Origin of the sequence: Corynebacterium sp. c8Ua_99, from assembly GCF_039907185.1 — a bacterium.
Lineage (GTDB): Bacteria > Actinomycetota > Actinomycetes > Mycobacteriales > Mycobacteriaceae > Corynebacterium > Corynebacterium jeikeium_D.
Genome location: NZ_JASBOG010000017.1, coordinates 36,819 through 52,689, shown reverse-complemented (window position 1 = coordinate 52,689; position 15,871 = coordinate 36,819). Strand labels below are relative to the sequence as shown.

Sequence of the window (15,871 nt, the reverse complement as noted above, 5' to 3'; positions counted from 1 at the left end):
AGGCCATTTTTGTCATAAACGCAGTCAGTAACTTGGATTGGCCCGCCGCCGCCAACCATAAACGCAGTTGCTAAGGCGGAAACACAAAAACCCTCGGCCCGGAAAAACCTGGCCGAGGGTTCTACTTGGGGTGACTGACGGGACTCGAACCCGCGACACCCAGGATCACAACCTGGTGCTCTACCAACTGAACTACAGTCACCATTACCGCATTAAAGGAGCTGTATTCTCAGCTCATCTCTGCAGCGAACTATATGGTAGCCCACAGTGGGCTGGAAACAAAAACAGCAGGTCAACCCGGATAAATTTGGGAAAGGGTGGGGTTTGGGTCGTCGTAAAGCGAGCTAGCCGCGAATCTCACCGTACTTTTCCGTCGATTCCTTGCTTGCGGCAGAAATAGCGTCGCCTTCGGGGCCGGGGTGGGGCAGAAGCATGGCGCGGCGGTAGTAGTCCAGCTCGCGGATCGACTCCTTGATATCTGCAAGAGCTCGGTGAGCGAGACCCTTTTCTGGAGCGCCCTTGAGGACCTGGGGGTACCAGCGGCGGGCAAGTTCCTTGAAGGAAGAGACATCAATCATGCGGTAGTGCAGGTGCTGGTCGAGCTCTGGCATGTAGCGGTGGATGAACTTGCGGTCGGAGGCAATCGAGTTGCCTGCCAGTGGGGCGGTGCGCGGCTCGGGAACCCACTGACGGATGTAGTCCAAAACAGCCTGTTCGGCGTCGGCGACATTAGTCTTGCTGTCGCGAATTTCCTGATCCAGGCCGGACTTCGCATGCATCTTGGTGACGAAATCATCCATCTGCGCCAATTCGGTCTCGGACGCGTGCACGACGATGTCCACGCCTTCCCCGAGGACGTTGAGGTTGGCATCGGTGACGAGAGCCGCGATTTCGACAATGACGTGGCGCTCGGGTTCGAGGCCCGTCATCTCACAGTCAATCCACACGATGCGGTCGAGCTCAGGGGAGAGCTGGAGGTCGGGATCGGGCTGAGCCATGATTTCACCTTTCGCTGAGATTCGGCATGATTCTGCAGTGCGCCTTATTTTGTGCCCGGACTGGGCTGTGGGGCACACGCTGACTACGCCCAGCTTAGCGATGTGGATTGTGCTGTGGTCGGGCGTGTGGATTGCCGTGTGGTTTGTGGAGCGAATTGTGGGGGAAACGAAATTAACTGGAAAGTAAGATCTTAGAATTGGACAACGGGGCATGAACTAAATCGACCTATTTGCCTGATAAAATTACTTCTGAGTTCGGATTCCAACGGGAGAAATAGTTACATGGATGAGACGAGGCGTGTTGGCGACGCTGCTCAAAGCACCACCGCGGCACAGAAACCATCCGTCGATGATGTCATCATTGCCGCTGCGCGCGAAAGCGTAATGACTGTGGGCTTGCGTAGGACTTCGATTGCAGAAATTGCTCGCAAGGCAGGAGTTTCGCGTCCGACCGTATATCGTCGATACGCTGACATTGGTGAGCTTCTGGGGGAAGTGACCAACCGCGAAATCCTGCACATGCTTGAGGGGCTCCGCTATGTCCCTGGCGATTCGCGCGCTCGCATGTTGCTGCGTATTCGAATCGTCGTTCAACGCATCATCGAAAGTGACTTTTTCCCTGGCCTGGTCAAGACAGATCCCGACCGTGTCTTAGAAGCGCTCACTGGAGAGATGAGCGATACACAGCTGGAAATTGTGGAGAAATTCATTCTCCCCGGTGTCCGTCACGGGCAGGAAGACGGCACTATTCGCGAGCACGATCCATATCTGCTGGCGCGCAACATTTACCGTCTGATTCAGACGATGGTGCTGGTGTGGCGCCCGGATGGCAAGGACGCGACGCTAGACAAGGAATCTGTCGAAGAGGTCGTCGACATGGTTGACCGCTACTTGCGCCCGGATCCTGCGGATAACAAGAAGAACTAAGAAGTAAAAACCCGCCTGCATCTGGTATAAAACCAGTTCAGGCGGGTTATTTTTGCGCCCCCAGAAGGATTCGAACCCACCTGGAAAACCCCAACTACCTGTATGAACAGGGCAAATAGGCGCCACCCCACGACATTCCCACGACACCTGAACTAGAAAGCGACGGGCAGATTTAACCTACCTGGCTATCACCAAGCAGATTCGATACCTTATGCGACAGTATCGAGGTTGTCTTCCTTGAGTTCTACGTAGATATCTAGGCTCATTGCGGCAGAGTGGTGGCCGGGCTGGCGCTGTTCAATCCTTGGGTTAGCGCCGCTGCCTTTCGTCAGTCCCCCGCAGGCCGTGCGGCATCACATACGCGTTCCGTATTCCTTCATCACCCGCTCAAGATCTCAGTAATACCAATCCGGCTCACTCGGCGTCGGCAACGGGTCACCATCAATCGCAAGCCACAGAAACGCATCCGGAAACTCATCCTTCAAATGTGGCTTTAGCCTCCGCGTGATCCGCTTCGGCGCCGCCACCATCAGCTGCTCATAGATCTTCGGCGTGCCGGTAATGACCTCTCACCGAACTGTCACGGCGCTTCGCTCCACATGCATACGACCGCGCAGAACAAAAACGTCACGTACTCGCAGTACCGTCACCTTGCTCTACTACAGTCCGGCGGTTGCCAGAAGCGAGATGGGCTCAGCGCGCTTGGAGTCTTTGTCTAGTTTCTTGACCCGCTCAGCGGCCAGGTACATCTTGGCAGCTTCCGGTTTGCTCGGCAGGCCCACACCACGGCCAGCGCCATTTCACCGGCTGCGACATCGAGAACTTTTTGCAGACAGCTATGAGCTTTCCTCACCGTGGCCGCCCCAACGCTGAAAGTTGACGGCAGGTTTTGCACATCCGAGCGTTTAATCTGGCCAAACTGCTAAACCTCAGTACGGCTCCACATGAACACGCGACGCGTTCATCTCTTGCGGAAGCCTTGATCTGGCTGGGTAGTGCCGTCTGGTGCGCGGTAGTGGTCCTTCGGCACTGAGCCTTTTTGCTTTCTGTATTGTTCACGCTTGCCGAGGGCAGTGGGATGGTTCTTGAGGTGCGTCCGTTCGCTACGTAGTTGATCCGTGCGCGGACTGATGTCACTACTGGGGCTCAGTCTGTTACGCGCCAGGGTTCGCAGGCGGAGTCTGCATCGGTCATGTTGGGGCGCGTTAGGTGGTGTCCTTTGCGTAGTTTTTCTGGTGTGGGTAAAATGAGGTTGAAACCGGCGATAAGTCCTCCAGGGGAGGACTTCCCACCCTGATAGGTGAGATAGCCGGTTTCAGCATGTCTAAGGCATTCCCCAGGGCGTGAAAGTACTAGCAAGAGTTGGCTCGATACACGGCTTGTACCAAGAGCATTTTTTGCCTTCAAGATGTCGCTGCACTGCCCATAATCCGTAATCAGCAACTTGGAGCCCCCAGGCTGATTGTGATGTCCATACACACAAGGTGATGTTTCGTTTAATTTGTTGGCAGACGTCGTGGACCGCCTCGAATGCGGCCTTTCGAATTCCTTTGGTTCCGAACTCGGCCACGATTACGAAAAGCTCATCCTCAGGTCGGGATACCTGTAGTGCAATCTCCTTTAAGTGCAGGTACCACGCCATCTTGTATAAACGCATAGGTCCTGCTTGCTTAACAGATTCGTAAGCGTTGGATTTGTAGAGAAAGGTTGTGTCGAACCGTGGCGCTTGTCTTTTGATTTCTTGAAACATTTCATTGCGGGTCCGCGCGGAATCATCGACAGCGTGGAAGCCCCTAGTGAGCTTCATATTTTGTTTTGCGCACTGAGCCCTTAGATGAAGCCCCTGGAGCAGATTGTCGCCGTGATGATCTGTGCTGAAGGTTGCGGTGCCGAAACCGAAGTATGTTGAGGCGCCACCACCCTGGGGGTTAGGTGTTCCTGTGTAGTCGAGGTTTCCTGTTTCGTCAGCGTAAAGATAGACACGTTTTGCCAATGGGATCTCACCTTGTTGAGCGCACTATTTGTTTCCGTCGATACTGCGGGGGCGTAGGAGTGGGGCGCTCCCTGATGCTGTATCGGATTGAGCGCCTCTTCCCATTACCGTTAATCCTCAAGCAAACCCAATTCACGAGCATCAGACGGCTTAAAATTCCGCATCTGCTCGTCATCCCAATTCTGCTCCCGGTACTTATTCCACAGCCACCCACTGCATGACCCGTCACCCGCAGCGTCAATCTCCAGGTTCTCTCCGCCGATAGCCTCGGCGCCCTCCATATGCAGCATCCCCTTCATCGCAGCCTTGTAATCTGCATGCGAGTAATCATCTTTGTTAGTAAGGATCTCTGTAAACACCTGCTGTGCTGCCGCGTCATCCTTAAGTGCCCGGCTGCATAGAAGAGATGCGTATGCATCGCGTTCGTCTTCAGCGCTTGCCCATTCGTCAGTGCCACAGGCGCTGACGAGAATCGTGGTTAATAATGCGCCTGCGAGGAATTTCTTATTCATGTGAATCGTCATTCTAGATAAGGGAAGGGGGGGGGAGAGAGACGGCCTTACTTTTCGTGGACATATACATCGAGCACTTTGTATCCGTCGGAGCCGAATACGATGATGTTTGGACATTCAAACGTCATCCGCACCGGTGTCCCGAATCCATTTGGGAAGTCAGCTTCACCAGTTACACGAACAGCGTGGTTGGAATTTTCTACAGGAGAATGTTCCACGTCGTAGTCAACGATTCTCGCGCCCCCAGGGTATTTAGCGCGGTTGATGACCTGCTCCTTGCAATCATCAACTGAGGCGTCGATATCACCGGCGATGCGCTTTGCCTCGTATAACACCACACCGAAAAATACGAGGGCGAGAACGATTAGCACCGTCAGTAAGATGAACCACCAGCGCTTATAGAACGGCTTCCTTGCGGCGGCTTGCGTAGTGCGGTCTTCGAAAGTCATTGCGTTTCCTTTGTTTATTGAGAGCGCCAGCGGGCTTGGCCGTCCGGGCCGGCGGAGCAGGTCATAGGTGTGCCGTTCTTACTGACTCCTGTTCCTCCTCCTGAACAGTAAGCGCCTGGGGTTACGTAGTATTCTTGCTGTTCAGGAGCCGGCGCGGCGGGAGCCGGAGCTGGTTCTGGTGTCGCCGCCGGCTGCTGCGCCATCATCTGGGAGGCGCACTGCTGCGTCCAGCCGCTTGAACCGTCGGTGAAGAATGTTGTCCCGGTCTCATGCAAAGCGGGGTCGCCGCAGGATGCCACGGTTTTGTTCATTTCAGATGGTTCTGCTTGGCCTGGGGCTTCGGTATACCCGGTTGGGCGTGCGGACGTGGACTCACCTCCACGGGGCGAAGAGGTAGGTTCGGTGGTGTGCTCGAGGGTGGGGTTGGGGCTGTTCTTTGGGCTTGATGATTCAGACGGAGAATCAGTGGTGGATTCAGTGGACGTGGTGCTTGACGGCGAGGGCGTTGATGTCGAGCTGGTCGACATGTTGCTGCTTGATGGGGAGGGGTCGTTGTTTGATCCGCAGGCAGCGGCGAACGGAATTGCAACACAGGCTGCGATGATGAGGACTCGTTTGGCGGTGTGGGCGGCCATCGCATGATTCCTTTCTTGGCGTTCTTTATGACTGCCCTTATTCTGCGTTAAGGTGAATGGTTTTCAATCTTTGACCACACGACGGGGGTAAATTTGACCTCAAAACCTAGTGTAAAACACCCCCGATACGTCGCCCGCCGCATGTTCGTGTTCTCTCGAGCAGTTCTCGCCACACTGGCAGTAGCTGAGTGGCGACATCAAATTCCCGGGCTATGGCCCCAGTGGCTGGTTCGTAGATTGCTTCCGCTGCAGCGTACTTGGTATGGGAGATGAGTAGCCCGGCAGCTATCTGGGCTGCGGAATATTCTGCTCTGGTGTCGAATGCGGGTTACCAGAGCGGGGTGCTTGAGCCAGTTCACGGGCTCGGATGTAGCGCCGGTTTGCGGCACCAAGTGTGGGAGATTCGCAGGCGCTACCGACAGCCAGGAATCCACCGACCGAGAACTAATGAAGAGCCGTTGCCCCGCTGGTTTGAGCTGTTCGGGATTTCCGAACAGCTGGCCGGTGGGGCACCTTTTTCATGCCCAAAATCCGCTGCATTTCCGCTGCATTTAAACCAACAAGAGCCAATCTGAGCCTACATTAGCGGGGGTAGTTAGATAGGGTAAACCCCCGCCTGAACTCGTAAAACACCAGTTCAAGACGGGGGTAGAAAACGCGCCCCCAGAAGGATTCGAACCCTCGACCAATCGGGTAGAAGCCGACTGCTCTGTCCACTGAGCTATGGAGGCTAGCTAAGAAAAGCATTGTAGCGTCTCTAATGTAGCCAATCACAACCGGTTCTGTTCTAGGGACTTTGGTCGCTAAGCTTAGGGCTATGACTGCCACGACCAAGGCCGAGACCTCTCCGCCTGTTAGCAAGGATAAGAAAGTCCGTAAATCTGCTGGTTGGTACGTTGTTTTTGTACTTATCGGCGGCGTTCTAGCTGGTTTGCTCTCGATGGCGTTCAACATGGATTCGCGCGCCACGTTGGGTATTCCCGATCCCGGCACAATCACCACCTTCGGGTTCCCGTTCGCGAAGGCGGCCGGTGAGCTGCTCGCCTGCCTCGGTGTCGGTTCGTTTATGCTCGCCGCTTTCGGTACGAAGCAGCGTGCCGACGGCACTTTGGGCCTCGACGGCTACACGGCATCCCGCACGGGTATGTGGGCCATGCTCGGCTGGGGCCTCATGGCGCTGATGGAGATTCCGCTGGTGCTCTCCGATGTGTCGGGCCAGCCGCTGTCGACGACGATTCAGCTGAGTAACTGGGCTGTGTCGTTGGAGCAGACCAAGGAGGGCTTGGCGTGGCTGTGGGTAGCTATTTTTGCGGGCATTGTGGCGCTTGGTTCATCGCTGACTCGTAAGTGGATTTGGCAGCCGGTGTTCTTCGCCATCAGCTTGGTGTCGATGATGCCGCTGGCGGTTGTAAGCCACAATGCCTCCGGTGGTGCCCATGACTACGGCACTAACTCCTACATCTGGCACTTGACCTTCACTGTGTTTTGGGTCGGCGGTTTGATGGCGCTGGTTGGCCACGCGCGTCGTCGCGGTGAATGGATGCCAGAGGTAGTGAAGCGCTATTCTTTCGTGGCGTTGGTGGCTTTCATCGCCATGTCTGCCTCCGGCTTCATTAACGCAGCCATCAACATTGACTGGTCTGACCTGGTCAGCGACAACTACGGCATCATGGTGCTGGTCAAGGCCGTTCTCACTATCTTGCTGGGCCTATGCGGCTATGTGCACCGCAAGATCACCATTCCGGAGATTGAGCGCGCTCAGTCGAATCGTCCATTCTGGCGTCTGGCCATTGTCGAGGTCATCATCATGGCGCTGACAATCGGCGTTGCCGTAGCTCTGGGCCGTACTCCGCCGCCACCGAATTTCTCTGAGCAGGCCGGCGGTGAGGGCCTGCCGTCGATTACGCAGATGCAGGTCAAGCTAGGTTACAACCTGGAGATCCCATTCGGTTGGGAGGCCATGTTCACGCAGTGGCGCTTTGACATCTTCTTCGGCTCTGCCGCCATCATTGCCGCGTGGATTTACTTGTACTGGCTCTACTTGCTGAAGAAGCGCGGCGGTACCTGGCCGCTGTCCAACACCCTGTGGTGGCTCGCCGGCTGTGCCACGCTGCTGTTTACTTCGTGCAGCGCGCTGGGCGTGTACATGCCGGCTCTGTTCTCGGTTCACATGATCGCCCACATGCTTTACTCCATGGGCATTCCGGTCATGCTGGTCCTGGGCGGCCCAGTTACGCTCGCGCTGCGTGCGCTGAAGCCGGCCGGCCGCGATGGTCTGCCTGGTATTCGTGAGTGGCTGGTGGTCTTCATCAACAACCCGGTGTCGCGTTTCCTCACGCACCCGGTTGTGGCAACGGTGCAGTTCGTCGCGGGCTTTTACCTGCTCTACATGACACCGATTTACGACTTCCTGGCTGATGAGCACGCGGGCCACGTGTTCATGAACATCCACTTCTTGATCTCCGGTTACATCTTCTACTGGGTCATTATCGGTGTCGATGCTGCACCACAGCAGATTGAGCCGTCGGTCAAGCTGGTCACGCTGATGGGGTCGTTGCCGTTCCACGCTTGGTTCGGTATTTCGCTGATGCAGTCGCAGCAGGTGCTTGCCGAGACCTACTACGCCAGCCTGGATCTCCCTTGGGCAGTGAATCTCCTGGAAGATCAGAACGTTGGTGGTGCCGTCGCGTGGGCTGCCGGTGAGGTTCCGCTCTACATCGTCACCGTTGCGCTGTTTGTACAGTGGCGGCGTTCCGATGAAAAGGATGCAGCCCGCTACGACCGCGTCGCGGACCGCAACAATGATGAGGAGTTGGCCGCTTACAACGAAATGCTCGCTCGCATGAGCCAGCAGGTCGGTGTTGGCGGCGAGGATGAGCGCGATTACTACACCTCGGAGGTTGACGCGCAGCATCCGGTGCACATGGATAATCCGATTGATGCCTCGAAGAGGCGCGGAAGGTAGCGTCGTTAAGCTGATTTTGCATGCTTGACGACGAGGATTGCCGCGACTTCGCCCCTCAACTTCATACGTAGCCTGTGGATAGTTGTCTTTTCGACAAACTTATCCACAGGCTTTTTATGTACCTCTTTCATTTGTTTCTCGAAGCCGGAAAAGTAATTGGCACGGCACGAATGAGACACCTTCGAATTATTCGGCCGCAGTAGGTAAACGCTTTCTTTGGGGGAGGAGCCCGATGTCTGAGGCAGTTATTACCGTGGTGGGCAATGTGGTCCATCATGTGGAAAATCGAAATACCAATTCTGGGGCAAAGGTCTGCAAGTTTTCTGTGGCATCCAGCAAGTCATGGAAGGGGGAGAATGGTTGGGAGCAGTCGGAGACGTCATATTTTGATGTTGAATGTTGGGGCAAGCTCGCCGAGAACGTGAATAACACGGTGTGGAAGGGCCAAGCCGTCATTGTCCACGGTCACGTTCGTACGGATCGCTGGGAGGGCGATGATGGTACGAAGCATCAGCGCCAGAAGATCATTGCTAAGGCGGTAGGTCCGAATCTGCGCCGTCACCTGGCAACGGTGAAGACTATGACTGAGAAGCCGCATGAGTCGCCGACTGGTCTTGGTGAGTCATCGACTGGGGATTCGGAAGCTTCGGTTACTGAGACAGTTGCGTCTCAGGCCGGGGCCGTGCGCACCTTCACTGCTAGTACGGGCGGCGCTGGTGAGGCGGGGAACACAGGTGCAGCTAGTTCGGAGCAGCGAGAAATGGCTGATGCAGGAGTCAGTGCGCCGTTCTAACCCAGGAGCCAGTACATCGTTGTAGAGCGGAATGAGGGGGAGCCGCTGAAAGAGCGGAAAGAGGGGAGGGGTAATTACTGCACGTGAGGTGACGCTGCTGAGAAAGGGGAGGGATCGCATACGATTCGGCAGCGTTATCTCGCAGCTAGTTTTGCTAGGAGCCTGGCAGAGATTTTGGTGGGAAAGGATTGCGGGTACGCCCATGTAGATTGTGCCTTTTGGTTCCTATGCGTAACCTCTACAGGGATTGCTTATTTCCTTTCTACGAGGGGACGAAATTCCACCATGGGTGAGTTCATCTACCAGATGAAAAACGTGCGCAAGGCGCACGGCGATAAGGTTATTCTCGACAACGTCACCATGGCGTTTTACCCGGGCGCAAAGATCGGCGTGGTCGGTCCGAACGGCGCAGGTAAGTCGTCGATTCTGAAGATTATGGCTGGCCTTGATCAGCCGAGTAACGGTGAAGCTTTCCTGGAGCCGGGCGCCACTGTCGGCATCCTGCTGCAGGAGCCTCCGCTGAATGAGGAGAAGACCGTTCGCGGCAACGTCGAGGAGGGCCTCGGCGACATCTTCGAGAAGAAGGCTCGTTTTGAAGCCATCGCCGAGGAGATGGCCACCAATTACACCGACGAGCTCATGGAAGAAATGGGCAAGCTCCAGGAGGAGCTCGACGCCGCTGATGCTTGGGAGCTGGATTCCAAGATTGAGCAGGCAATGGATGCGCTTCGCTGCCCGCCGGCGGACGAGCCGGTTACTCACCTCTCCGGTGGTGAGCGTCGTCGTGTAGCACTGGCAAAGCTGCTGCTCTCCGAGCCGGACCTGCTGCTTCTCGACGAGCCGACTAACCACCTGGACGCCGAGTCTGTGCTGTGGCTCGAGCAGCACCTGGCTAAGTACCCGGGTGCCGTCCTGGCCGTGACCCACGACCGTTACTTCCTGGATCACGTCGCTGGCTGGATCTGTGAGGTCGACCGCGGCAAGCTCTACCCGTACGAGGGCAATTACTCGACTTACCTGGAGAAGAAGGCTGAGCGCCTCGAGGTTGCAGGTAAGAAGGACGCCAAGCTGCAGAAGCGCCTGAAGGACGAGCTGGCGTGGGTCCGCTCGGGTCAGAAGGCTCGCCAGGCCAAGAACAAGGCCCGTCTGGAGCGCTACGAGCAGATGGTGGAGGAAGCCGAGCAGTACAAGAAGCTCGACTTCGAAGAGATCCAGATTCCGACCCCGCCGCGCCTGGGTAACCAGGTTGTTGAGGTCAAGGACCTGGAGAAGGGCTTCGATGGCCGCGTCCTGATTAAGGACCTGTCGTTCACCCTGCCGCGTAACGGCATCGTCGGTGTGATTGGCCCGAACGGTGTGGGTAAGTCCACCCTGTTCAAGACCATCGTGGGTCTGGAGCAGCCGGATTCCGGTGAGGTCAAGGTCGGTCAGACTGTTCAGCTCAGCTACGTTGACCAGGGTCGTGAAAACATCGATCCGGAAAAGACCGTCTGGGAGGTTGTCTCTGATGGTCTCGACTACATCGTGGTCGGCCAGAACGAGATGCCGTCTCGTGCGTACCTGTCTGCATTCGGTTTCAAGGGTGCGGACCAGCAGAAGCCGTCGAAGGTTCTCTCCGGTGGTGAGCGCAACCGTCTGAACCTCGCGCTGACCCTGAAGCAGGGCGGTAACCTGATCCTCCTGGATGAGCCGACTAACGACCTTGACGTCGAAACCCTGTCTTCGCTGGAAAACGCACTGCAGAACTTCCCGGGCTGTGCCGTGGTCATTTCCCACGACCGTTGGTTCCTGGACCGCACCTGTACCCACATCCTCGCATGGGAAGGCAACTTCGAAGAGGGCAAGTGGTTCTGGTTCGAGGGCAACTTCGAGGGCTACGAGAAGAACAAGATTGAGCGTTACGGCGAGGAGGCTGCACGCCCGTCGCGCGTCACGCACCGTCGCCTGACCCGATAATCTGTTTCGCGCGAATCTGATTTTTGCCAACGGCAAAGTCCGGAACCTTGTGGACTGGCTCGCACCAGTGCACAGGTCCCGGGCTTTCGCGTATTCGCAGGCTCGTAGCTCCAGAAAACGCCTATAGTTCTGGGTATGACTGAATCAGCACCATTTCGTACCAACGTCGCTATCCGCTGGTCTGATTTCGATCAGTATGGCCACGCCAACAACACCGCTTTCCTGGAATACGCCCAGCAGGCTCGTCTGGACTTTGTGATGCGCGGTCTCGGCGGCGGGGCAGGGATGCCTGCGGCAGTGGTGCGTCGCCTGGAGATTGACTACGTCCGCGCTATTTTGCCGGACACCCAGGAAGTTGTGGTTGAGACCGAGATCATCAACTTCGGTCGCACCTCTTTCACACTTCGCCAGACAATCTCCGACCAGCATGATCACATCGTTGCTGTGCTCGAAACCGTGATGGTGATGTTTGATCTCAAGACTGCGAAGGCAGTCGAGCTCTCCCCGTCTGCCCGCCGTGAACTGGAGCGTTTTGCAGCTCCCGCAATCGAAGACAACAAGGAAGACCAGGACAAGTAATTCGCCGTGACCACTTCTCATCCCGCTGCCGAGCTGACCTTTGGCACTCCCGATGCCCTGAAGAATCTGGGTGTCCTGGCCCATAAGGCCTACGCCCTCGACGAGAGCACGTTGCTACGCATCCGAGCACGTAAGACCGCCGCCGCTGGTATCAGTTCCTCGTCGGCACCTAACGCTGCGCCCGCAATGTCGCAGGTATGGGTGAAGACCCCAATCGGCCCGCTCGCCATGCGCACGATTGCGCTGCACGCGCTTCCCGACGACATCATCGTCACCGCCGCGGAGATTAAAGACATCGCAGTGCGTGCCTTTGCGCAGGCAAAAACTGCTGAGGACGAAGAGGAGAAAGAAGCTTCGCTCACCGCGATGCCATACCGCGTGCATGCGCAGTCGGCGTCCTCCTGGCCGGGATTCCTGCCAGTGCCGGAAGGATGGCAGGTTGTCGACTATGTTCCAGCGACTGCTTTCCGGACTCTCGAGAAGCAGGGGCGCGCGGTCGCCGTCGAATCTTCCGGCCCGATGGGCATGCCACCGTCTCTGCTGGACCAAAAGGTTCTCACTGTCAGCGGCGGTACCGGTGAAGCCACTGTTGATACAGGGGAGGGGCAGTCGCAGGCGACGTCGAAAAGCGTCGTGGACGTGACCATGCGGGACGTGTTTGCGCTGTGCACGATGGGCTTCATCCCGGAGCAACCGGATGAAAAAGAGCCGGTGCGCGTGTCCGCAAAGGGACGGTGGCACCGGCTGGATGGGCGGTTTGGCTCGATCTTTACGCTCGAGTCCTTTGGCGTACTGCCGCTGCTGAACTAGCGGCGCAGGGCCTAATTCCTACTGCGCGTCGAAGCGGTTGATGAGCATGTCAGCAACCTGCACCATGTGGTTCCACATGGCTTCGCGCTGGGGGCGGGGGAGCTCGTCATCGGAAATGTCTGCGAGTGAGGCGCTCATGATTTCCAGCCAGCGGTCGCGTTCGGCCTCGCCGATGGAAAACGGCATGTGGCGCATGCGCAGGCGCGGATGACCACGCTGTTCGCTGTAGGTGTGCGGCCCGCCCCAGTACTGGACGAGAAACATACGTAGTCGATCCTCGGCGCCCTCCCAGTCATCGCTGGGGTACATCGGGCCGATGAGGTCATCGGAACGCATGCGCGTGTAAAAACCATGGACGATGCGATTGAAGACATCCTCGCCGCCGACGGAGTCAAAGAGCGTCTGAGAAGTTGTCATGGCACCAAGTCTATCGACTTGATGCCACGAAAACGATAACGGCCAAAGTGCCGGCCGAAATCACTTGTTACTTCGCGTCGAACTCGCGGGCGCGGAGAGCGAGCTTCACCAGGAACTGCTGCTCAGAAATGATGCGCTTGACCGGCGACGCAGTCTCCTCGCTGTCGAGCAGGCGCTGAGCGGCCGCGATTGCCGACTCGCTGATCTCCCAAGTGGGGTAGAAGCCCTCGAGGAGAGTCTGGGCCGTCTCGGAGGAGAACTGCTTCCACCAGCTGTTGGCAACAGCGAAGAAGTGCTCCGACAGCGAGGTTGCCGACTGCTCCGCGCTGATGGTGGCACGGGAGTCGTCGTCAAGCGCCTGCGCGAGCACTGCACCCGAGCCCGGCGCGTTGAAGCCGGCCAGCAGGTGGCGAATGACAAGGTTCGATGGGGCGTCGTCGCCGGAGACAGTCGCCTCAGCCCAGACGCGGGACTTGTTGGCGAGCGTCGGCACGGAGGCGCGGCAGGCGATGGTGGCCTGTGCGCCGAGTGCTGAATTGTCGGTCTTTTCAAGCTCTGCGATGGCCTCCTCGCCTTCGAGACCAGCGGAAACCAGAGCCTTCAAGGCGCGCCACTGCATGTCGGTGTCGACAGTGACAGCGGGGAAGCCAGCCTTGTCGGCGTCGCCGGCGTAGATGGCGCGCAGTGCGTCGGCGACGTCGCTATTCGACGAGCCCACGGTAGCCAGAGCGTTAACGAAAACCAGGGCGCGGTCGGCGTCGGTTTCCTTCTTCGCGTAGTCCAACAGACCCTGAGCCAGCAGATCGCGGCCGGTGGACTCGGCCCACTGAGGATCGGCGTAGACGTTGACGGCGCTGACCGCCTGAGCGATGACGCGCTCCAAGACGGAGAGCTTATCCTCGCCCGGGATGCCGCGAAGCACCAGGTTGACGAAGTCGCGAGCGCGCATCTGGCCTGCGCGAACCATCTGCCAGGTGGCGGACCAGCACAGTGTGCGCGCCATCGAATCGGTGAAAGCGCCGATGTTGTCGATGACGGTGGCAAGCGAGCCTTCGTCCAGGCGAATCATGCTGTAGGTGAGGTCGTCGTCGTTAACCAGCACGACGTCGCCAACTGGTGTGTCGACCAGATCTGGGACATCGGTGCGGGCACCGCGGACGTCGATTTCCACGCGCTTGGTGCGCTCAAGTACAGCGTCCGCGCCGGTGCCGCGCAGGTTGTAGATGCCCACTGCGATTCGGTGATCACGGAGTTCACCGGCACCCGGCTCGGCGCCTTCCTGCGTGACTGCGAAGGAGGTGTACTTGCCGTCCTCTTGATGGAACTCTGGCGCCAGGGTGGTGATGCCGGTGGTGGTCAGCCACTGATCGGCCCAGCCAGACAGATCGCGACCGGAGGCCTCGGAGAGCGCCTCCAACAGATCCGCGAAGGTGGCGTTGCCAAAGCGGTGGCGGGAAAAGTGAAGACGAGCACCGGCGAGGAAGGCGTCCTGACCAACGTAGGCGGCCAGCTGCTTGAGGGTGGACGCGCCCTTGGCGTAGGTGATGCCGTCGAAGTTCTGCTCGACGGTGTCAATGTCGCTGGCATCGGCGGCAATCGGGTGCGTCGACGGCAGCTGATCCTGCTTGTAGGCCCAGGCCTTCTCTACGTTGGCGAAGGTGGTCCAGGCGTGGCTGTAATCGGAAACCTCAACCTGTGCGGCGGCAGCCGACCAGGTAGCGAAGGACTCGTTGAGCCAGAGATCATCCCACCACTGCATGGTGACCAAATCGCCGAACCACATGTGAGCCATCTCGTGCAGGATGGTGTCGTTGCGGCGCTCGTAGAGGTAATGGGTGGGCTTGGAACGAAAGACGTACTCGTCGCGGATGGTCACGCAGCCGGCGTTTTCCATCGCACCCATGTTGTATTCCGGGCAGAAGATCTGGTCGTACTTGCCGAACGGGTAGGGCTCGCCGAAGTGCTTGGCGTAGAAGTCGAAGCCTTCCTTGGTCTCCTTGAACAGAGTGTCGGCATCGAGGTACTCGGCGATGGACTGGCGGCAGTAGATTCCTAGCGGAATGGTCAGCTCGCCGTCCGGCTGGTGCTCGGCAGGGGTTTCCGGGTGCGGTGCGACAGTGCCGGTCCACGAGTCAGTGACCTCGTGCCACGGGCCCGCACAGACTGCGACGAGATACGTCGACAGCGGAACATCCACCGAGAAGTCGAAGGTATCGGCCTCATTGCCGTGGACATCGGTGGTGGCGCCGGTCTTGGCCACCGAGTTGGAAACAACCTTCCAACCCTTCGGTGCCACGACGTGGATTGAGTACGTCGCCTTCAAATCCGGCTGGTCAAAGCAGGCGAACACGCGCTTGGCATCGGCAGTTTCAAACTGCGAGTACAGGTATGTTTCGCCGTCGGCAGGATCCTGGAACCGGTGAATGCCCTGGCCGTTGTTGGTGTAACGGCAGTCCGCGTCGATAACGACGGTGTGGTCACCTTCGGTCAGGTCCACGTTAATGCCGGTCTCGCTGGCATAACGAGCGGCCTCCGTGGCATCGACGCCGTCGATGGTCACACTCTTAACAACCGCATCACGCAGGTCAATAAAGGTGGAACCAGCGCGCTTCGCCGTCAGAGAAATTGTGGTCTTGGAAGCGAATGTTGGTGCGCTGTGCGGCCCGCCGACTGGTGCGGTCGTGAGGTCAAGAGAGATGTCGTAGTGGGACACCTTGAGCATGGCCGCACGGTCGGCGGCCTCGGTCCTGGTTAGGTTCGTGGAAGTCATGCGACAAGTGTAACCACGACCCCGGATTGGGAATCGGGCGGTAGCGGGGTGAGCGGGGCGACCTCGG

Annotated in this window: 15 protein-coding genes and 2 tRNA genes; 8 read left to right on the top strand and 9 right to left on the bottom strand. The window is 57.8% G+C overall.

Annotated elements, in window-relative coordinates; translation table 11 throughout:
- Positions 1 to 126 precede the first annotated feature (126 nt).
- Together QKE19_RS09690 and orn are read right to left on the bottom strand one after the other, a co-directional pair.
- Positions 127 to 202 (bottom strand) — tRNA-His (locus QKE19_RS09690).
- Positions 203 to 344: 142 nt separating this feature from the next.
- Complete coding sequence (gene orn, locus QKE19_RS09685; protein ID WP_016422281.1) at positions 345 to 998, bottom strand: oligoribonuclease; 654 nt, start codon at positions 996 to 998, stop codon at positions 345 to 347.
- Between orn and QKE19_RS09680 the strand changes: the two genes are divergently transcribed.
- Both QKE19_RS09680 and QKE19_RS09675 read left to right on the top strand, forming a co-directional pair.
- Positions 997 to 1,185 carry a hypothetical protein gene (locus QKE19_RS09680; RefSeq protein ID WP_042388509.1) on the top strand — a complete coding sequence of 63 codons (189 nt, stop codon included), beginning with the start codon at positions 997 to 999 and terminating at the stop codon, positions 1,183 to 1,185. The genes orn and QKE19_RS09680 overlap by 2 nt on opposite strands.
- 95 nt (positions 1,186 to 1,280) lie before the next feature.
- Positions 1,281 to 1,925, top strand: a complete 645-nt coding sequence (locus tag QKE19_RS09675) for a TetR/AcrR family transcriptional regulator (protein WP_016422282.1) — start codon at positions 1,281 to 1,283, stop codon at positions 1,923 to 1,925.
- Between the two features lie 659 nt (positions 1,926 to 2,584).
- Here QKE19_RS09675 and QKE19_RS09670 read toward each other — a convergent pair.
- The 4 genes from QKE19_RS09670 to QKE19_RS09655 all read right to left on the bottom strand — a co-directional run bounded on the left by QKE19_RS09670 (position 2,585) and on the right by QKE19_RS09655 (position 4,879).
- Positions 2,585 to 2,707, bottom strand: a complete 123-nt coding sequence (locus tag QKE19_RS09670; protein ID WP_255456329.1) for a hypothetical protein — start codon at positions 2,705 to 2,707, stop codon at positions 2,585 to 2,587.
- A 542-nt stretch (positions 2,708 to 3,249) separates the two neighbouring features.
- Positions 3,250 to 3,918, bottom strand: coding sequence for a DUF3800 domain-containing protein (locus tag QKE19_RS09665; RefSeq protein ID WP_049193743.1), 669 nt, complete (start codon positions 3,916 to 3,918; stop codon positions 3,250 to 3,252).
- A 110-nt stretch (positions 3,919 to 4,028) separates the two neighbouring features.
- Positions 4,029 to 4,430 carry a hypothetical protein gene (locus QKE19_RS09660; RefSeq protein ID WP_347890879.1) on the bottom strand — a complete coding sequence of 134 codons (402 nt, stop codon included), beginning with the start codon at positions 4,428 to 4,430 and terminating at the stop codon, positions 4,029 to 4,031.
- 47 nt (positions 4,431 to 4,477) lie between these two features.
- The gene (locus QKE19_RS09655) at positions 4,478 to 4,879 is read right to left on the bottom strand and encodes a hypothetical protein (RefSeq protein WP_049193745.1); all 402 of its coding nucleotides are present in this window, start codon (positions 4,877 to 4,879) and stop codon (positions 4,478 to 4,480) included.
- Positions 4,880 to 5,245: 366 nt separating this feature from the next.
- On the opposite strand from QKE19_RS09655, the gene QKE19_RS09650 reads away from it, so the two are divergent.
- A complete protein-coding gene (locus QKE19_RS09650; protein WP_160313715.1) occupies positions 5,246 to 5,521 on the top strand; it encodes a hypothetical protein in 276 nt (91 codons plus the stop codon).
- A gap of 651 nt (positions 5,522 to 6,172) precedes the next feature.
- On the opposite strand, the gene QKE19_RS09645 is transcribed toward QKE19_RS09650, so the two are convergent.
- Positions 6,173 to 6,245, bottom strand: a tRNA-Arg gene (locus QKE19_RS09645).
- Positions 6,246 to 6,331: 86 nt separating this feature from the next.
- On the opposite strand from QKE19_RS09645, the gene QKE19_RS09640 reads away from it, so the two are divergent.
- The 5 genes from QKE19_RS09640 (at position 6,332) to QKE19_RS09620 (ending at position 12,617) form a co-directional block, all read left to right on the top strand.
- Positions 6,332 to 8,479: a cytochrome c oxidase assembly protein gene (locus QKE19_RS09640; protein ID WP_347890878.1), complete on the top strand. Its 2,148-nt coding sequence runs from the start codon at positions 6,332 to 6,334 to the stop codon at positions 8,477 to 8,479.
- A 232-nt stretch (positions 8,480 to 8,711) separates the two neighbouring features.
- Positions 8,712 to 9,272 carry a single-stranded DNA-binding protein gene (locus QKE19_RS09635; RefSeq protein WP_049170979.1) on the top strand — a complete coding sequence of 187 codons (561 nt, stop codon included), beginning with the start codon at positions 8,712 to 8,714 and terminating at the stop codon, positions 9,270 to 9,272.
- A 285-nt stretch (positions 9,273 to 9,557) separates the two neighbouring features.
- The gene (ettA, locus tag QKE19_RS09630; RefSeq protein WP_016422285.1) at positions 9,558 to 11,228 is read left to right on the top strand and encodes an energy-dependent translational throttle protein EttA; all 1,671 of its coding nucleotides are present in this window, start codon (positions 9,558 to 9,560) and stop codon (positions 11,226 to 11,228) included.
- 135 nt (positions 11,229 to 11,363) lie between these two features.
- Positions 11,364 to 11,807 carry a thioesterase family protein gene (locus QKE19_RS09625; RefSeq protein WP_016422286.1) on the top strand — a complete coding sequence of 148 codons (444 nt, stop codon included), beginning with the start codon at positions 11,364 to 11,366 and terminating at the stop codon, positions 11,805 to 11,807.
- 6 nt (positions 11,808 to 11,813) lie between these two features.
- Positions 11,814 to 12,617, top strand: a complete 804-nt coding sequence (locus QKE19_RS09620; RefSeq protein WP_070607783.1) for a hypothetical protein — start codon at positions 11,814 to 11,816, stop codon at positions 12,615 to 12,617.
- Between the two features lie 18 nt (positions 12,618 to 12,635).
- On the opposite strand, the gene QKE19_RS09615 is transcribed toward QKE19_RS09620, so the two are convergent.
- Entirely contained in the window at positions 12,636 to 13,034 is a 399-nt protein-coding gene (locus tag QKE19_RS09615) for a globin (RefSeq protein ID WP_016422288.1), read from the bottom strand.
- 67 nt (positions 13,035 to 13,101) lie between these two features.
- Positions 13,102 to 15,804 carry an aminopeptidase N gene (pepN, locus tag QKE19_RS09610; RefSeq protein ID WP_347890876.1) on the bottom strand — a complete coding sequence of 901 codons (2,703 nt, stop codon included), beginning with the start codon at positions 15,802 to 15,804 and terminating at the stop codon, positions 13,102 to 13,104.
- Positions 15,805 to 15,871: the final 67 nt, after the last annotated feature.

What these genes read in the sequence shown, in the direction of transcription:
- QKE19_RS09680 (WP_042388509.1), top strand. Translation starts at nt 997, where the DNA reads ATGATTTCACCTTTCGCTGAGATTCGGCATGATTCTGCAGTGCGCCTT.
- ettA (WP_016422285.1), top strand. Translation starts at nt 9,558, where the DNA reads ATGGGTGAGTTCATCTACCAGATGAAAAACGTGCGCAAGGCGCACGGC.
- QKE19_RS09675 (WP_016422282.1), top strand. Translation starts at nt 1,281, where the DNA reads ATGGATGAGACGAGGCGTGTTGGCGACGCTGCTCAAAGCACCACCGCG.
- QKE19_RS09640 (WP_347890878.1), top strand. Translation starts at nt 6,332, where the DNA reads ATGACTGCCACGACCAAGGCCGAGACCTCTCCGCCTGTTAGCAAGGAT.
- pepN (WP_347890876.1), bottom strand. Translation starts at nt 15,804, where the DNA reads ATGACTTCCACGAACCTAACCAGGACCGAGGCCGCCGACCGTGCGGCC.
- QKE19_RS09615 (WP_016422288.1), bottom strand. Translation starts at nt 13,034, where the DNA reads ATGACAACTTCTCAGACGCTCTTTGACTCCGTCGGCGGCGAGGATGTC.
- orn (WP_016422281.1), bottom strand. Translation starts at nt 998, where the DNA reads ATGGCTCAGCCCGATCCCGACCTCCAGCTCTCCCCTGAGCTCGACCGC.
- QKE19_RS09635 (WP_049170979.1), top strand. Translation starts at nt 8,712, where the DNA reads ATGTCTGAGGCAGTTATTACCGTGGTGGGCAATGTGGTCCATCATGTG.
- QKE19_RS09660 (WP_347890879.1), bottom strand. Translation starts at nt 4,430, where the DNA reads ATGAATAAGAAATTCCTCGCAGGCGCATTATTAACCACGATTCTCGTC.
- QKE19_RS09655 (WP_049193745.1), bottom strand. Translation starts at nt 4,879, where the DNA reads ATGACTTTCGAAGACCGCACTACGCAAGCCGCCGCAAGGAAGCCGTTC.
- QKE19_RS09625 (WP_016422286.1), top strand. Translation starts at nt 11,364, where the DNA reads ATGACTGAATCAGCACCATTTCGTACCAACGTCGCTATCCGCTGGTCT.